Source organism: Sulfitobacter sp. CB2047 (assembly GCF_000735125.2).
GTDB classification, from domain to species: Bacteria; Pseudomonadota; Alphaproteobacteria; order Rhodobacterales; family Rhodobacteraceae; genus Sulfitobacter; species Sulfitobacter pontiacus.
The window spans coordinates 3,073,101-3,089,246 of the sequence record NZ_CP072613.1 but is presented as its reverse complement, the minus strand read 5'-3'; the positions used below and the strand labels follow the sequence as shown (position 1 = coordinate 3,089,246).

19 protein-coding genes are annotated in these 16,146 nt (G+C 60.8%); 15 read left to right on the top strand and 4 right to left on the bottom strand.

Going from position 1 to position 16,146, the window contains the following annotated elements; all coding sequences use genetic code 11:
* The first annotated feature begins 124 nt into the window (after nt 1-124).
* The 4 genes from pyk to rplT all read left to right on the top strand — a co-directional run bounded on the left by pyk (nt 125) and on the right by rplT (nt 2,555).
* The gene (gene pyk, locus IV89_RS15195; protein ID WP_037943093.1) at nt 125-1,570 is read left to right on the top strand and encodes a pyruvate kinase; all 1,446 of its coding nucleotides are present in this window, start codon (nt 125-127) and stop codon (nt 1,568-1,570) included.
* A 44-nt stretch (nt 1,571-1,614) separates the two neighbouring features.
* On the top strand, nt 1,615-1,842 hold the full coding sequence (locus IV89_RS15190) for a hypothetical protein (protein WP_005851207.1): 228 nt from the start codon (nt 1,615-1,617) through the stop codon (nt 1,840-1,842).
* Nucleotides 1,843-1,973: 131 nt separating this feature from the next.
* On the top strand, nt 1,974-2,174 hold the full coding sequence (gene rpmI / locus IV89_RS15185; RefSeq protein WP_005851209.1) for a 50S ribosomal protein L35: 201 nt from the start codon (nt 1,974-1,976) through the stop codon (nt 2,172-2,174).
* Between the two features lie 15 nt (nt 2,175-2,189).
* Nucleotides 2,190-2,555, top strand: a complete 366-nt coding sequence (rplT, locus tag IV89_RS15180) for a 50S ribosomal protein L20 (protein ID WP_005851211.1) — start codon at nt 2,190-2,192, stop codon at nt 2,553-2,555.
* Between the two features lie 72 nt (nt 2,556-2,627).
* On the opposite strand, the gene IV89_RS15175 is transcribed toward rplT, so the two are convergent.
* Complete coding sequence (locus tag IV89_RS15175) at nt 2,628-3,851, bottom strand: YbfB/YjiJ family MFS transporter (RefSeq protein WP_235183745.1); 1,224 nt, start codon at nt 3,849-3,851, stop codon at nt 2,628-2,630.
* A gap of 138 nt (nt 3,852-3,989) precedes the next feature.
* On the opposite strand from IV89_RS15175, the gene pheS reads away from it, so the two are divergent.
* The 6 genes from pheS to mscL all read left to right on the top strand — a co-directional run bounded on the left by pheS (nt 3,990) and on the right by mscL (nt 10,041).
* Nucleotides 3,990-5,063: a phenylalanine--tRNA ligase subunit alpha gene (gene pheS, locus IV89_RS15170; protein ID WP_037944891.1), complete on the top strand. Its 1,074-nt coding sequence runs from the start codon at nt 3,990-3,992 to the stop codon at nt 5,061-5,063.
* Nucleotides 5,060-5,638, top strand: a complete 579-nt coding sequence (locus IV89_RS15165; RefSeq protein ID WP_037943097.1) for a hypothetical protein — start codon at nt 5,060-5,062, stop codon at nt 5,636-5,638. Before pheS ends, IV89_RS15165 begins: the two co-directional genes overlap by 4 nt.
* A 185-nt stretch (nt 5,639-5,823) precedes the next feature.
* Nucleotides 5,824-6,501 carry a polyhydroxybutyrate depolymerase gene (locus IV89_RS15160; protein WP_235183746.1) on the top strand — a complete coding sequence of 226 codons (678 nt, stop codon included), beginning with the start codon at nt 5,824-5,826 and terminating at the stop codon, nt 6,499-6,501.
* Between the two features lie 83 nt (nt 6,502-6,584).
* On the top strand, nt 6,585-8,984 hold the full coding sequence (pheT, locus tag IV89_RS15155; protein ID WP_037943099.1) for a phenylalanine--tRNA ligase subunit beta: 2,400 nt from the start codon (nt 6,585-6,587) through the stop codon (nt 8,982-8,984).
* A 16-nt stretch (nt 8,985-9,000) separates the two neighbouring features.
* A complete protein-coding gene (locus IV89_RS15150; protein WP_037943100.1) occupies nt 9,001-9,450 on the top strand; it encodes a YtoQ family protein in 450 nt (149 codons plus the stop codon).
* A 159-nt stretch (nt 9,451-9,609) separates the two neighbouring features.
* Nucleotides 9,610-10,041, top strand: a complete 432-nt coding sequence (mscL, locus tag IV89_RS15145; RefSeq protein ID WP_005851224.1) for a large conductance mechanosensitive channel protein MscL — start codon at nt 9,610-9,612, stop codon at nt 10,039-10,041.
* 72 nt (nt 10,042-10,113) lie between these two features.
* Here mscL and ald read toward each other — a convergent pair whose 3' ends face one another.
* Nucleotides 10,114-11,232: an alanine dehydrogenase gene (gene ald / locus IV89_RS15140; protein ID WP_037943102.1), complete on the bottom strand. Its 1,119-nt coding sequence runs from the start codon at nt 11,230-11,232 to the stop codon at nt 10,114-10,116.
* 141 nt (nt 11,233-11,373) lie between these two features.
* On the opposite strand from ald, the gene IV89_RS15135 reads away from it, so the two are divergent.
* The gene (locus tag IV89_RS15135) at nt 11,374-11,835 is read left to right on the top strand and encodes an Lrp/AsnC family transcriptional regulator (RefSeq protein WP_005851227.1); all 462 of its coding nucleotides are present in this window, start codon (nt 11,374-11,376) and stop codon (nt 11,833-11,835) included.
* Here IV89_RS15135 and IV89_RS15130 read toward each other — a convergent pair.
* Together IV89_RS15130 and rpsU are read right to left on the bottom strand one after the other, a co-directional pair.
* Nucleotides 11,832-12,482, bottom strand: coding sequence for a hemolysin III family protein (locus IV89_RS15130; protein ID WP_009825931.1), 651 nt, complete (start codon nt 12,480-12,482; stop codon nt 11,832-11,834). The two genes, IV89_RS15135 and IV89_RS15130, sit on opposite strands and share 4 nt — an antisense overlap.
* A 155-nt stretch (nt 12,483-12,637) precedes the next feature.
* Nucleotides 12,638-12,844 carry a 30S ribosomal protein S21 gene (rpsU, locus tag IV89_RS15125; RefSeq protein ID WP_005851231.1) on the bottom strand — a complete coding sequence of 69 codons (207 nt, stop codon included), beginning with the start codon at nt 12,842-12,844 and terminating at the stop codon, nt 12,638-12,640.
* 115 nt (nt 12,845-12,959) lie between these two features.
* On the opposite strand from rpsU, the gene IV89_RS15120 reads away from it, so the two are divergent.
* From IV89_RS15120 to IV89_RS15105, 4 genes are all read left to right on the top strand, one after another.
* On the top strand, nt 12,960-13,658 hold the full coding sequence (locus tag IV89_RS15120; RefSeq protein WP_009825932.1) for a COQ9 family protein: 699 nt from the start codon (nt 12,960-12,962) through the stop codon (nt 13,656-13,658).
* An 84-nt stretch (nt 13,659-13,742) separates the two neighbouring features.
* Nucleotides 13,743-14,468 (top strand): ABC transporter ATP-binding protein, encoded by a 726-nt coding sequence (locus IV89_RS15115; RefSeq protein WP_037943104.1) that lies wholly within the window; start codon nt 13,743-13,745, stop codon nt 14,466-14,468.
* Nucleotides 14,443-15,039: an energy-coupling factor transporter transmembrane protein EcfT gene (locus IV89_RS15110; protein WP_037943106.1), complete on the top strand. Its 597-nt coding sequence runs from the start codon at nt 14,443-14,445 to the stop codon at nt 15,037-15,039. Before IV89_RS15115 ends, IV89_RS15110 begins: the two co-directional genes overlap by 26 nt.
* A gap of 101 nt (nt 15,040-15,140) precedes the next feature.
* On the top strand, nt 15,141-16,133 hold the full coding sequence (locus IV89_RS15105) for an NAD(P)H-quinone oxidoreductase (RefSeq protein ID WP_037943108.1): 993 nt from the start codon (nt 15,141-15,143) through the stop codon (nt 16,131-16,133).
* Nucleotides 16,134-16,146: the final 13 nt, after the last annotated feature.

The window sequence follows — 16,146 nt, the reverse complement described above, 5'->3', positions numbered from 1 at the left end:
GTTAACGCTAACACATGTTAACGCTAACTTATTTACTATCCACTCTGACCGCTGCGCGTGTTAGACCCGTGGCAATGAGCGCAGGGGCTGCCAAAGCCCGCAGATGAAAAGGGACGTCACCAGTATGAAACGCACGCGGAATGTCAAAGTAGTTGCCACCTTGGGTCCGGCCTCGGACACGCACGAGACGATATCGGCACTGTTTCACGCGGGCGCGGATGTGTTCCGGTTGAACATGAGCCACGGCAGCCATGACGAAATCCGGATCAAGCACCAGATCATCCGCCAGATCGAAGAGGAAACGGGATCCACGATCGGTATTCTCGCGGATCTTCAGGGGCCAAAGCTGCGTGTGGGCGTCTTTTCGGGGGACAGCGAATTGCTGGTCGAGGGCGCGTCCTTCCGGCTGGATCTGGACGAGGCAGAGGGCAATGCCCGCCGCGTGAGCCTGCCGCACCCCGAGATTTTCCAGGCGCTTGAACCGGGCGCATCGCTGTTGGTCAATGACGGCAAGATCCGTCTGAAGGTCAAGGAATGCGGCCCCGATTTCGCGGAGTGCGAAGTGATGATCGGCGGCGTGATCTCTAACCGCAAAGGCGTGAACGTGCCGGATGTGGTGCTGCCGCTGGCCGCCCTGTCGGAAAAAGACCGCGCCGATCTGGAATTCGTGTGCGAGCTGGGGGTCGACTGGCTGGCGCTGAGCTTTGTGCAGCGTCCCGAAGATGTGACCGAGGCGCGCGAACTGGCCAAGGGCCGTGCCGCATTGCTGAGCAAGATCGAAAAGCCTTCGGCCGTGGACCGGTTCGAGGACATCCTGGCGGTGAGCGACGGTATCATGGTCGCGCGTGGGGATCTGGGGGTTGAGCTGCCGGTGCAGAACGTACCGCCGATCCAGAAACGACTGGTGCGCAAATGCCGTGCGGCGGCAAAGCCGGTGATCGTGGCGACGCAGATGCTGGAATCGATGATCGAAAGCCCGATCCCCACCCGGGCCGAGGTATCAGATGTCGCGACTGCCATTTATGAAGGGGCCGATGCGGTGATGTTGTCGGCGGAATCCGCGGCCGGTGCCTATCCGGTCGAGGCGGTGCGCACGATGGATAACGTGGCCACCGAGGTAGAGCAGGATCCGACCTACACCCAGATTATCGAATCGTCGCGCAAGGTGGACCGCATGACCGTGGCGGACGGTATCGTTGCCGCCGCACGCGAGATTGCCGAAACCGCGAATATCAAGGCGATCTGTTGCTTTACCCAAAGCGGGACCACGGCGCTGTTGACCGCACGTGAACGCCCGCGGGTGCCGATCATCGCGTTGTCACCCCTGGTCAAGACCGCGCGCCGTCTGGCGCTCACCTGGGGCGTAAATTGCGTTCAGACCGGCACGCTGGAACGCTTCAAGATGGCTGTGGTCAGCGCTGCACGCGTTGCCCGTGACGAAGGCTATGCCGGGCCGGAGGATATGATCGTTGTCACCGCAGGCGTGCCTTTCAACGTCGAGGGCAGCACAAATATCCTGCGCGTCGCACCCTGCGACGAACGATTGATTTTTAATACCGATCCGGAATAACCTCTGGTCAGGTAACAAGAATATATCGAGCAAGGGCAGGAATAATGGATACTGATCTGATTTTGGTGATTGGTCTTGCCCTTGCTGTGCTTTCTATCCCCTCTGTCGTGTCGGCCTTCTCTGATGGACGTGCGCCGCGCGCGTCGGCGTTGACTGTGCTGATCGCGGGCGGGATGATCGTCTATGCCATCAACACCCATCCGGGCGGCTATGCGTTGGAAGACGTGCCAGACGCCGTTTTGCATGTGATTGCGCGCTACAAGTTCTGGTAAGCGCAGGCGTTTCGCGCTTTTGCCCTTGCTTTGGGCCCCTGTCCCTCCTATACGCCAGCTTCGTTCCGCGCGTCCGGCCTTCGTGGCATGCCGAGTCGCGCACTTACCGAACTCAAGTTAAGGAGACGGAAATGCCCAAGATGAAGACGAAATCGAGCGCCAAGAAGCGCTTTAAGATCTCGGCGACCGGCAAGGTCATCGGCGGTCAGGCTGGCAAACAGCATGGTATGATCAAACGGACGAAAAAATTCATCCGTGACGCGCGTGGGACAACAGCTTTGTCTGCACCCGACGCCAAGATCATCAAGGGCTTCATGCCCTACGACCGCTAAGATAGGAGAGCCGATATGTCCCGTACAAAAGGTGGTGTCGTTACCCACGCCCGTCACAAAAAGGTAATCAAAGCAGCCAAAGGTTACTATGGCCGCCGCAAGAACACCTTTAAGGTCGCCCGTCAGGCGGTCGACAAAGCCAACCAATACGCCACGCGCGACCGTAAGAACCGCAAGCGGAACTTCCGCGCATTGTGGATCCAGCGGATCAACGCCGCTGTGCGCAGCCACGACGAAGCACTGACATACAGCCGCTTCATCAATGGTCTGTCCCTGGCTGGTATCGAAGTGGACCGGAAGGTTCTGTCCGACCTGGCCATCAACGAGCCCGAAGCATTCGGTGCCATCGTGAAGCAAGCACAAGACGCACTGGCCGCGTAAGCGCCCTTTGCCGACCCCAAGTTTTAGAACGCCGCCCTGACATCGGGGCGGCGTTTTTCGTTTGTGCGGTGATCAGCCGGGGTCTTGTTGCGGCAGCGGTTTTTGAAACGACACCACAGCGGCCCCGGTCAGCAGGATCGCAGCGGCGGCCAAGAGGCTGGACCCGATATTGCCCGTCAGGTCGCCCAAGGCACCGGCGGCGAAGGGGCCTGCGGTCTGCGCGATGGCAAAGACCACGGTGAACAGGCTCATCGCGGCGGCCCAGCTTTCGGCAGGCAGGTTCTGGCGGATAAAGCTGGTGATCGCGCCGGGGGCCATGAAGACGCAAAGCCCGAAAACCACGGCTGAAATCACCACGGCCCCACCCGCAGGCAGGACGAGCGGCAGCGCCGATCCGATTGCGATGCCGGTCAGGATCATCGCCAGGGGCTTGCCCGAAGCGTGCCGCGCCAATACCCCGCGCCAGACGAAGGGCGAGGCGATCAGCGCCACCCCCATGATGATCCACACCGCCGAGATCAGCAGCGCCGGTGCCTGTTGATCCGTCATCCACGCCGACAGGAACGTCAGATAGACGATGTATCCCATGGCAAAACCGACGTAGCCTGCAAGCTCTCTCCAGATCAGGTGCAGCTTGATGCCGCCGGCCGCCGTGTTGCGCTGTGCAGGCACCGACAGACGCGCCGCGGCCCATAGGGACAGGGGCAGGCAGGCGACGCTGATCGCGCCGATGATATACCAGCCATAGCGCCATGATCCGGTGCCCCAGAACTCTATCATCAGGGGCAGGGACGCGCCTGCCAGCATGATCCCGATACCGCCGCCCGCGCCGAACAGGATCGCGATCGCCAGCGCATTGCGGCGCGCGTCGCCCGGAAACAGTCGCGCGGTCAGCACCCCTGCGGTGGAAAAGGACATCGCCCCGAACACCCCCGCCGCGATCCGCCAGAAGGTCTGCCAGCCCATCGTCGCCTCGTACCCCGTCGCCAGCAGCGTCAGCGTCGTGGTCACCATGCCGAACCCGAACAACCGCGCAGGCGCGATGCGCCCGATCAGCAGCAGCGTCAGCACTGCGCCGATGATATAGCCGATGGCATTCGCCGTGTTCAGCCAGCCCGCTTGCGCATAGGTCCAGTCCAGCTCGGTCTTCATCGCGGGCAGGATCAGCCCGTAGGCAAAGCGCGCGAACCCGTTGGTGACCGTCACCCCCAGCGTCAGGCCAAGCAGCGCCAGCCAGGGCCGTGTGACAGGTCGGGGCAGGGACGGGTTGCCGTCGGGTTGTAAAATCTCTGCCACGCGCGGCACCCCCTTGATGGTTTGCGCCACTATGTGCCCGCGGTTTCAGCATCACAAGACCCGCTTCAAATGGCCCTGCCGCTTGTATTCGGGGCCAATTCTGCTAGCACCAGCCCGAGCAAAAGACATGAGGCCGATATGGACGACCTGAAAGCGAAATATCTGGGCCAGATCGCTGGTGCCGCCGACGAAGCCGCGTTGGAGGACATCCGTCTGGCCGCCGTGGGTAAAAAGGGTGAAGTCGCCCTGAAGATGCGCGAGCTGGGCCGTATGACGCCCGAAGAACGCCAGACAGTCGGCCCCGCGCTGAACGCGCTCAAGGACGAGATCAACTCCGCCATTGCCGCGAAGAAAGCAGCACTTGGGGATGCGGCCCTTGATGAACGTCTGCGCAGCGAATGGCTGGATGTGACATTGCCCACGCGCGCGACGCGTCAGGGCACGATCCACCCCGTCAGCCAGGTGACCGAGGAAGTGACCGCGATCTTCGCCGAGCTGGGGTTTTCAGTCGCCGAAGGGCCGCGCATCGACACTGATTGGTATAACTTCGACGCGCTGAACATCCCCGGCCACCACCCCGCACGCGCCGAGATGGACACGTTCTATATGGCCCGTACCGAGGGCGACGACCGTCCGCCCCACGTGCTGCGCACCCACACCAGCCCCGTGCAGATCCGCACGATGGAGGCCGAAGGCGCGCCCCTGCGCATCATCTGCCCCGGCGGCGTCTACCGTGCCGACTATGACCAGACCCACACGCCGATGTTCCATCAGGTCGAAGGTCTGGCGATCGACAAAGACATCTCTATGGCGAACCTGAAATGGACGCTGGAGGAATTCTTTAGCGCGTTTTTCGAGGTCGAGGGCATCAAGACCCGCTTCCGCGCCTCGCATTTCCCCTTCACCGAGCCGTCGGCAGAGGTCGACATCCAGTGTTCCTGGGTCGACGGGCAGCTGCGCATCGGCGAAGGCGACGGCTGGATGGAGGTGCTGGGCTCCGGCATGGTCCACCCGAAGGTGCTGCAAGCGGGCGGGATCGACCCGAACGAATGGCAGGGCTTTGCCTTTGGCATGGGCATCGACCGTATCGCGATGCTGAAATACGGCATTCCTGATTTGCGGGCGTTCTTTGATTCAGACCTGCGTTGGTTGCGCCATTACGGGTTTGCAAGCTTGGACCAGCCGACGCTGCATGGTGGTTTGAGCCGGTGACCAGTTTCGAAGGGCTTTGGGCGCTGTTTTCTGAAATCCACACGAATGTCGTCGGCTTGGGGTTTACTTTGGCTGCGACCTTTATCGTCTATATGTTCAGGTCGAAGGTGAAGCTTATTTATGGGCGAGCAAACAATTCGCGAAATGTAATCTTTACCCCCCATGATCAAGATGCCGCTCAATCGAATGCGAATGAAATATATGTAGAAAAGTTCTTTCTGCAAAACGTCGGTAAGAAAACCGCGACCGGGGTTGAGTTTGTACTCAGCTCAACTCCAAATGATATTTCGATATTCCAGCCCCGGGAATCTGAGATCAGGATAGTTGAAAAAGGTAATTGTCTAATTAGAATTCCTCAAATAGCGCCAAACGAACTAGTCGTTATTGACTGCCTCTATATCAACCAACGCTCTGCCTGGATCAATTCAGTAAAGTGTGCTGAATGTCTGGCTTCAGAGGTTGAATTTTGGACTGTTAGGCGTTTCCCAAACTTGTTCAACTGGTTAGCGGTTGCGCTATTCATTCTCGGGATAGCTTTTGTCGCGCAAACTCTATTTGCTATTGTTTTTTACTAAACTTGATGTGGATTAAATCCTACATGGTCAGGCAATATCGACGACGATTTAACATAAATATCTTTTTCATATTCGCCTTTTATTGTAGTTTCCTCCTCCTCACCTCCCCCGCCGCCGCCCAAGCCCTCCCGCCCTGCGGCGGGGATACCGTCTGCCCTGTCGGCAACCGCAGCTACAACATCCTGATGCCCGACGATTGGGACGGCGTGACGCCCCTGCCTGTCATGATGCATTTTCACGCTTTTCTGCGGCGCGGGCGCACGGTGATCCATCATCCGCGTATCGGGTCCGAGACAAAGCCCCGTGGCGTGATGCTGGTGGCCCCGTCGGCGCAGCATCGGGCGTGGCGGTTCTGGCAGGATGACACTGCGGATATCGCCTTTGCCGATGCGGTGCTGGCGGATGTGGCGAAACGCTATCCGGTGGATCAAAGCCAGATCTATATCTCGGGGTTCAGTTTCGGGGCGGCGATGGCGTGGCGCTATGCCTGCGCGCGCGGCGACCGGATCGCGGGGCTGATGACCATGTCGGGCACGATCAAACAGGCCAGCACCTGCGCCAACCCGCCGCGTCAGGTCCGCCATGTGCATGGGCTCAACGACCTGTGGATGAGCCTGCCGCGCGGGCCTGAGCATGACACCACCAATGTCGTCGCCCTGTGGCGCAAGGCGTTCCGCTGCGGCAAGGGCCGGCTGGACGGCGCACTGACCCTCGCCCCGGGGGTAGAGTTCGCGCATTTCGCTTGGGACAATTGCGCCGGCGACCGCAGCGTGACGCTGGACATCCATACCGGCGGACATTTCATCCCGACCGGGTGGCTTGGCTACCAGCTGGACGGGTTGATGCCCAAAACACCGGGCTAGGCGCAAAACGCAGCCGCACCGGATTGAAACCGCGCCGATTAAACGCTACGCCCTAGCGCAAGCATTGCATGAGGATCACCGCCATGAAATTCACACTGTCCTGGCTGAAGGAACATCTCGACACCACCGCGTCGATTGATGAAATCACCTATGCGCTAACCGATCTGGGGCTCGAGGTCGAAGGCGTCGAAGACCGTGGCGCGAAGCTGGCGGATTTTACGCTGGGCTATGTGCAATCGGCAGAAAAGCACCCCGACGCAGATCGTTTGCAGATCTGTCAGGTGGATACCGACGAAGGCGTCCAGCAGATCATCTGCGGTGCCCCGAACGCGCGTCAGGGCATCACCGTGGTGGTGGCGAAACCGGGCGTCTATGTGCCGGGCATTGATACCACCATCGGCGTTGGCAAGATCCGTGGCGTCGAAAGCTTTGGCATGATGGCGTCAGAGCGCGAGCTTGAACTATCTGAGGAACATGACGGTATCATTGAGCTGCCCTCGGGCAATGTCGGCGACCGTTTCATCGACTGGCTGGCGGAAAACGACCCCGCCAAGGTCGACCCCGTGATCGAGATCGCGATCACCCCCAACCGACCCGATGCCTTGGGTGTGCGCGGGATTGCGCGTGATCTGGCGGCCCGTGGTCTGGGCACGCTGAAACAGCGCGATGTGCCCGCGGTCGAGGGGCAGTTCCCGTGCCCGATCTCTGTTTCGATCGACGAAGACACGCTGGACCAATGTCCGGTTTTCTACGGTCGTGTGATCCGCGGCGTCAAAAATGGCCCGTCGCCGGCATGGTTGCAGGACAAGCTGCGCGCCATTGGCCTGCGCCCGATCTCGTTCCTCGTCGATGTGACGAACTTCTTCACCTATGACCGCAACCGTCCTTTGCACGTGTTCGACGCGGATAAGGTCGCGGGCAACAGCCTGCGCATCCACCGCGCCAAGGGCGGCGAGACCCTGATGGGGCTGGACGACAAGGAATATACCTTCAGCGAAGGCATGACCCTGATTTCGGACGCCGAAAAGGTCGAAAGCATCGCGGGTGTGATGGGCGGCGCGGAAAGCGGCTGTTCCATGGACACGGTGAATGTCTTTGTCGAAGCGGCCTATTTCGATCCGGTGCGCACCGCCTACACGGGCCGCGCGCTCAAGATCAACTCGGACGCGCGCTATCGTTTTGAACGGGGGATTGACCCCGAATGGACGCCATATGCCATCGAACATGCGACCCAGATGATCCTGGACATCGCAGGCGGTGAGGCGTCCGAAGTTGTCGTTGCGGGCAAGGTGCCGGACTATTCTCGCGCCTACAAGCTGGACGCGGCGCGCGTGCAGTCGCTGGTGGGGATGACCATCTCGGAAAGCGAGCAGCGCAAGACGCTGACGGCGCTTGGCTTCCGTCTGGAAGGCGACATGGCGCATGTCCCAAGCTGGCGCCCCGATGTGCAGGGCGAAGCCGATCTGGTCGAGGAAGTCGCGCGGATTGCGTCACTCACCAAGCTTGAAGGGCGCCCCTTGCCGCGCCTGACGACCGGCGTGCCCAAGCCCGTCCTGTCGCCGATGCAGCGCCGCGAGGCCATCGCGCGTCGCGCCTGTGCCGCCTTGGGCTACAACGAATGCGTGTCCTACAGCTTTATCGATCAGGCGTCTGCTGCGCTGTTTGGTGGCGGCACCGACGGCACCCGTCTGGAAAACCCGATCAGCAATGACATGAGCCATATGCGTCCGTCGCTGCTGCCCGCCTTGCTGCAGGCCGCGGCCCGCAATCTGGCGCGGGGCTTCCCTGACATGGCGCTGTTCGAGGTCGGCCCCGTCTTCACCGGCGGCGAGCCCGGCGATCAGCATCTGCAGATCAGCGGCCTGCTGACCGGCAGCACCGGCCCCAAAGATGTGCATGGCGCATCGCGTCCGGTCGATGTGTTCGACGTCAAGGCGGATATCGAGGCGGTCCTGTCCGCCATCGGTGCCCCCGCCAAGGTGCAGATCAACCGCAATGGCGCTGACTGGTTCCACCCCGGGCGTCACGGACAGATCTGCCTTGGCCCGAAAAAAGTGCTTGGCGTCTTTGGTGAAATTCACCCGCGGGTTCTGGCGGCACTGGATGTCAAAGGGCCCGCGATGGGCTTCACCATCTGGCCAGCCGAGGTGCCCTTGCCGCGCAAGTCCGGTGCCACACGTCCCGCGCTGAACACCAGCGCGCTGCAAGCGGTGGAACGTGACTTTGCCTTTGTAGTGGATGCCGATGTTGACGCGCTGACCTTGGTCAATGCGGCGATGGGGGCGGACAAGGCCCTGATCGACGATGTGCGCGTCTTTGACGAATTCATCGGCGGTGCCTTGGGCGAGGGGAAAAAATCGCTCGCCCTCACGGTACGGATGCAGCCAAGCGACAAGACGCTGAAAGACGCGGATATCGAGGCGGTTGGCGCCAAGGTCATCGACAAGGTGACCAAAGCCAGCGGCGGCGTGCTGCGCGGCTAAAGCGAACGGAGGCGGTATGACACTGCATGTATATCTCTCGGGTGAAATCCACACCGACTGGCGCGATCAGATCATCGATGGCGCGGCAGGGTTGGATGTTGTGTTCACCGGCCCTGTCACCGACCACGCGGCCAGCGACGACTGCGGTGTGGCGATCCTAGGGGTCGAGGAAAACAAGTTCTGGCACGACCGCAAGGGCGCACAGCTGAACGCGATCCGCACCCGCAAGGGCATCGAAGAGGCGGATGTCGTGGTCGTGCGTTTTGGCGATCAGTACAAACAGTGGAACGCGGCTTTTGATGCAGGCTATGCGGCGGCTCTGGGGAAATCTCTGGTGATTCTGCATGGGGCCGACCACGCGCACGCGCTGAAAGAGGTCGACGCCGCAGCTTTGGCTGTCGCCCAAGAGCCCGCGCAGGTCGTGCAAATCCTGCGCTATGTGCTGACGGGCACCCTGCCAGAGTAAGCAGGCGTTGCACCGGATTGCGCGGTTTTCGCCTCTGTAAGGGGGAAAACCGTGCTTATCCGACAAAAATCCATCGTTATTTGGAAAACTTATGCTAACGCATGCACAGTATGTCGTGCGACGTAGCAGACACGGCTTTCAATCATACGAGGGACAGACATGATTCAAGAATTCAAGGATTTCATTGCCAAGGGCAATGTTATGGACCTGGCAGTCGGTATCATTATCGGCGCGGCCTTTACGGCTATTGTGACCTCGCTGGTCAGCGATCTGATCAACCCTGTGATCGGTCTGGTCCTTGGCGGCGTTGATTTCACCAGCATGTATGTGGTGCTGTCTGGGGATGTGCCTGCGGGTACCGGTCTGGACGCGGCGCGCGAAACCGGCGCGGCGATCTTTGCCTATGGCGCATTCATCACGGCCTGCATCAACTTCCTGATCATCGCTTTTGTGGTGTTCATGCTGGTGAAATCCGTCAACCGGCTGAAGTCGCTGGCTGAACGCCCCGATGATGTCGCGCCCGAAGTGGCGACTGGCCCCAGCCAGTTGGACGTGCTGCTGCAAATTCGCGATGAGCTTGCCAAGAAGTAAGCGTTTCAACCGCGTGAAACGAAAAGGCCCGCAGGTGCACTGCGGGCCTTTTGCGTGGTGCGTAGGGGGTGATTAACCGGCGATGGCCTGATCGGCGGTGATCGCCTCCATCCCGAGCGCTTCGGCCACGGCGGCGTAGGTCAGCTGACCTGCGTGCACGTTCAGACCTGCCTTGAGGTGGGGATCGTCGGCGCAGGCTTGCTTCCAGCCTTTATCCGCGAGTGCCAGCATGAATGGCATCGTGGCGTTGCCAAGCGCAATGGTCGATGTCCGCGCCACGGCACCGGGCATGTTGGCAACGCAGTAGTGCATGATGCCGTCCACGTCGTATACGGGGTCTTGGTGGGTGGTCGCTTTCGAGGTTTCAAAGCAGCCACCTTGGTCAATTGCCACGTCCACCAGCGCCGCGCCGGGCTTGAGCTCGGACAGTTGCGCGCGGCTGATCAGTTTGGGGGCGGCGGCCCCGGGGATCAGGACGGCACCGATGATCATATCAGCCTCGCGCGCCAGTTCGATCGTATTGCCCGCCGAGGCGTAAGAGGTGTTGAACACGCCGCCATAGATGTCATCCAGATAGCGCAGACGGGGCAGGGACCGGTCAAGCACGGTGACATCCGCGCCCATACCAGCGGCAATGCGTGCGGCGTGGGTGCCGACAACACCGCCGCCGATCACGACCACACGCGCCGGACCAACGCCGGGGACGCCGCCCATCAGCACGCCGCGACCGCCGTTGGCTTTTTGCAGCGTCCATGCGCCCACCTGCGGGGCCAGACGACCGGCGACTTCGGACATTGGCGCAAGCAGCGGCAAGCCACCATTGCGGTCGGTGACGGTTTCATAGGCGATACAAGTCGCACCGGAGGCGAGAAGATCCTTGGTCTGTTCGGGATCGGGGGCGAGGTGCAGATAGGTGAACAGGATCTGCCCTTCGCGCAGCATCTTGCGCTCGACCGCTTGGGGTTCCTTGACCTTGACGATCATGTCGGCGCTCTCGAAGACCTCTTGCGCGGTGGCAAGGATCGTCGCGCCTGCGTCGGTATAGGCGGCGTCATCAAAACCAGCGCCGATGCCGGCACCTGCTTCGATAACAACCTCATGTCCCTTATTCACCGCCTCGTAAGCGGCATTCGGGGTCATGCCGACGCGGAATTCCTGTGGCTTGATTTCTTTGGGGCAACCGATTTTCATGAGTTCATCCTATTGAGGGTGCATTTGAATTACGGTACGCCCCTCGATACGCAATTGGGCACGGATTATGGGCCGTTATCCCCCTTGCTCTTCGAATACTCTGCTGCATATTGGTCATTTCACGCGAAAGTATTGCGCCACATGAGTCTAGACGACATCGATCGCCGCATCCTTACTGCCCTGCAACGCAACGGGCGGATGTCGAACTCTGACCTGTCGGAAAAGGTACATCTTTCGCCGTCGGCCTGTCACCGGCGCGTGCAGCGGCTGGAAGCCGAAGGGTATATCCGCGATTACGTCGCCCTGCTGAACCCGCGCAAGATGGGTGTCCCCACGACGGTGTTTGTCGAGATCACCCTACAAGGTCAAGCGGACGAGGTGCTGGACGCCTTTGAAAAGGCGGTTGCGCGTATTCCCGATGTGCTGGAATGCCACCTGATGGCGGGGGCCGCGGATTACCTGCTTAAGGTCGTGGCCGAAAATACCGAGGATTTCGCCCGCATCCATCGCCAGCATTTGGCGCGGTTGCCCGGTGTGGGGCAGATGCAATCCAGCTTTGCGCTGCGCACGGTGTGCAACACCACAGCGCTGCCAGTCGGTTAAATCGCGGAGGGAAACAGCGCCATCCAGATGCCGGCGAACATCGCGATGCCGCCGATATTGACCCAAGCGTGCCACGTCGCATAGCGAAAGCGCATGGCGCGGCGCACATAAAAGCCGACGCCGATCACATAGGCAAATGCCCCGCCGATGATGCACCAGAGTGTTGCCAGCGGCACCCCTGTCAGGTCCGGCAGTGCACAAAGGCCAATGGCGCCCAGCCCCAGATAGGATGCGGTGGACCATTTGCCCTGAACCTGCGGGTCGGTGATTTTTTTGTACATCGCCACCAGCGCCAGCCCCCATGACACACAAAGCAGCGTGATCGTCCATGTCGTGCCGGCCTGCACGAAGAACGGCGTAAACGTGCCCGCGATACTGGGATAGATCGCCGCATGATCAATCCGCCGCATGAGTTTGCGCGCGTCATGCCATGGCGCGAAGTGGTAGGCGCAGGATGCAAGGTTTGATGCCAGCGCGCAAAGCACATAGACCACCACCGCGACCGTCACCGCCGTTTGCAGCGATGTGGCCGATTTCATCACCAACGCACCGCCAGCCCCCAGAATCAGCGCAAGCCCCACAAGGTGGACGATCAGATCAGCCCGCCGGTGGATCGGGGCAACGCTGGGGTAGGTGGGCTGGGTCATGGTCTGTCCTGTCTCTGGCCGCTTTGCGATACGCTCTGCGGTCGGGTCCTGTCTACTGTACCCATGCGTCACCACGCGCGCAGCGGCAGACAAAAGAAAACCCCCGGCACCGAAAGGTAACGGGGGTTCGTATTCTTATGCGTCGCTTGGATGATTTACATCATGCCTTCGCGCTGCAATTTCTTCCGTGCCAGTTTGCGGCTACGGCGGATCGCTTCTGCTTTCTCGCGTGCTTTTTTCTCGGAAGGTTTCTCGAAATGCTGCTTAAGCTTCATTTCACGAAACACACCCTCGCGCTGAAGTTTTTTCTTCAGGGCGCGCAGCGCTTGATCGACGTTGTTATCGCGAACACTAACCTGCATGTGGTTTTCACCACCTTTCTAGTTTGAAGTTGCAAGGATTTGCAGGAACTGGCCATATAGCAACCGAAACCTATATTGTCTAGAGCAAAGCCAATCACCCCTTCAGGAGGCCGCTATGACGAACACGTCCCAGACACCGAAAGAACAGCTGCTGGATGCCGCGCTGATGCATGTCGCGTTTGACGGCTGGTCAGAGGCGACGTTCAAGGCTGCGGTCAGCGATACCGGCATGGACCCGACCGTCGCGCGTGCTGTCTGTCCGCGCGGTGCCGTTGACCTGGCCGTCGCCTATCACAAGCGTGGCGATCAGCAGATGATCGATCGGATGAAGGCCGAAAACATGACCGAGATGAAATTCTCGGCCAAGGTTGCCGCTATGGTCCGCTTCCGTCTTGAGGCCGCCACGGACAAAGAGGCGGTACGTCGTGGGACAACCCTGTTTGCCCTGCCACAATATGCGCCCGAGGGGGCCAAACTGGTCTGGGGGACGGCGGATGCCATATGGACTGCCTTGGGGGATACGTCCGAAGACGTGAACTGGTACACCAAACGCGCCACGCTGAGCGCGGTCTATTCCTCGACCGTGCTGTTCTGGCTGGGCGATACGAGCGAGGGCCACGCAGAGACATGGGCCTTCCTTGATCGGCGGATCGAGAATGTGATGCAGATCGAAAAGGTCAAGGCGCAGGTGAACAGCAGCCCGACGCTCAGCATGTTGATGGCCGGGCCCAACTGGTTGCTTTCCCATGTGAAAGCCCCCTCGCGCCTGAACCGTAGCGATCTTCCCGGTAGCTGGGGCAGCCCGCGTCCCTAGGCTGGCTTTCCTCGCCAGACCAGACCTGCTAGGTGCTGCGGCGTCCGCATCCGGCGCGGGCGCGGCTTACTGGTACTCACGCATATGCACCCGTTTCTGATCGATCTGGACAAGGTTTCCTACACCCCCGAAGGAACCTCGGTGCTATGTGATGTGACACTGCAGGCATCCGAGCGGCGGATTGGTATTGTCGGACGTAACGGGTCCGGCAAGACATCTCTGGCACGGGTGCTGGCTGGGCTGGTGGCCCCGTCGTCGGGCAAGCTGCGGATCAACGGGGTGGATGTGGTCAAGGATCGCAAGGCGGCCTTGCGGCAGGTCGGCATCCTGTTCCAGAACCCCGATCACCAGATTATCTTCCCCACGGTGGAAGAAGAGATCAGCTTTGGCCTGACCCAGCTGAAACACACCCCAAAAGAGGCCGCAGAGAGAACGGCGGATATCCTCGCCCGCTTTAACCGCAGCCATTGGGCAAAGGCGGCGATCCATCAGCTATCTCAGGGGCAGCGGCAGCTGGTCTGTCTGATGTCGATCCTTGCCATGCAGCCGCGCCTGATCATCCTCGATGAACCTTTTGCGGGGCTTGATATCCCGACGATGATGCACCTCACGCGCGTGCTGCACGCAGTAGAGGCGCATCTGGTGCACATCACCCATGACCCCGCGCATCTGGCGACCTATAACCGGATGATCTGGATCGATCAGGGTCGGATCGTGCAGGACGGCGCGGTGCCTCAGGTGACCCAAGCCTTTGTGGCACAGATGCAAGAGATCGGGGAAAGCGATGATTTCACTCACCTCCCCGGTTGAGACCCGCGCCCACGGTTGGCCTGCGGGGGCAAAGCTGGCAGCGCTTTGCGTGGCGACGATGGGGCTATTCAGCCTGACCCACCCCGCGCTGCAGGCGGCGGCCTTGGCGGTGACCCTGCTGCTTTATGCGCTGCCGGGATGGCGGTTTTTCAAGGTGGGGCTGGCGCGCTTGCGGGTGCTGCTGCCCTTCGTTGTGCTGATCATGGTCTGGCATATCGTGACCCATGACATCATGGCGGGTGCGACCGTGACGTTGCGGATGATGACAGCGGTGGCGCTGGCGAATCTGGTGACCATGACGACCAAGCTGGCACAGATGGTGGCTGTGGTGACATGGCTGACAACGCCGCTGCGCCGCCTTGGAATCCAGACCCGCGCAATCGAACTGGGCATCGCCCTCGTCATCCGCTTTACCCCCGTTCTGGCGCAAAAGGGCCAGTTGTTGGCGCAGTCATGGCGCGCGCGATCCACCAAGCGGGTCGGCTGGCGGATGATCATCCCGTTTACCGTGCTGGCGATTGACGACGCCGAACATGTGGCCGAGGCCCTGCGTGCCCGTGGCGGGCTTTGATGTGAGGCCCTCCGCGGCCTGACGCCTGTCAGTTCGCATTGTGTGTGCCGAAAACCGTGCCTATGGTGCGGCAAATCAGATTTACGGAGGAGACGTAGTCGATGACAGAAACCATGCGTGCGATAGAGATCACCAAGGCCGGCGGACCCGAAGTGCTGCAACCCACCGACCGACCCATGCCGCAGCCGGCCCACGGGCAAGTGGTGATCAAAGTGGCCTATGCCGGTGTGAACCGCCCCGATGCGCTGCAACGCGCGGGCATGTATGCGCCGCCCCCCACTGCCAGCGATCTGCCCGGGCTTGAAGCCTCGGGCGTGGTGTCCGCCGTGGGTGAAGGCGTCAGCGGTTTGGCTGTCGGCGACAAGGTCTGCGCGCTGTTGCCCGGTGGCGGCTATGCGGAATATGTCGCGACGCCTGCGGCCCATTGTCTGCCGGTGCCCAAGGGCATGGACATGAAGGAAGCCGCCTGCTTGCCCGAAACATTCTTCACCGTCTGGTCCAACGTGTTCATGCGCGGTGGCCTGAAAGCGGGCGAACGGTTCTTGGTGCATGGCGGGTCGTCGGGCATCGGGACGACTGCGATCCAGCTGGCGCGCGAATTCGGCGCACGGGTTTTTGCCACGGCAGGGACCGATAGCAAATGCGACGCCTGCGCCAAACTCGGGGCCGAGGCCGCGATCAACTACCGTGACTCGGATTTCGTTGATGTGCTGAAAGCCGAGGGCGGGGCAGACCTGATCCTTGATATGGTCGGCGGCGACTACATCCCGCGCAACCTGCAAGCGCTGGCCGAAGACGGCCGTCTTGTGCAGATCGCCTTCCTCAGCGGGCCCAAGGTAGAGGTGAACTTTGCCACGCTGATGACACGCCGTCTGACGATGACCGGTAGCACCCTGCGTCCGCAAAGCGATCTGGCCAAGGCCAAGATCGCCGAAGAACTGCGCGAGAAGGTCTGGCCACTGCTGGACGCGGGCAAGATCGCACCGGTGATGGACAGCGAATACGCGTTCGAGGACGCGAGCGAGGCGCATGCCCGCATGGAGACAAGCGGCCATATCGGCAAGATCGTGTTGAAGGTTGACGCCAACGCCTAAGCGGCTGGCAATA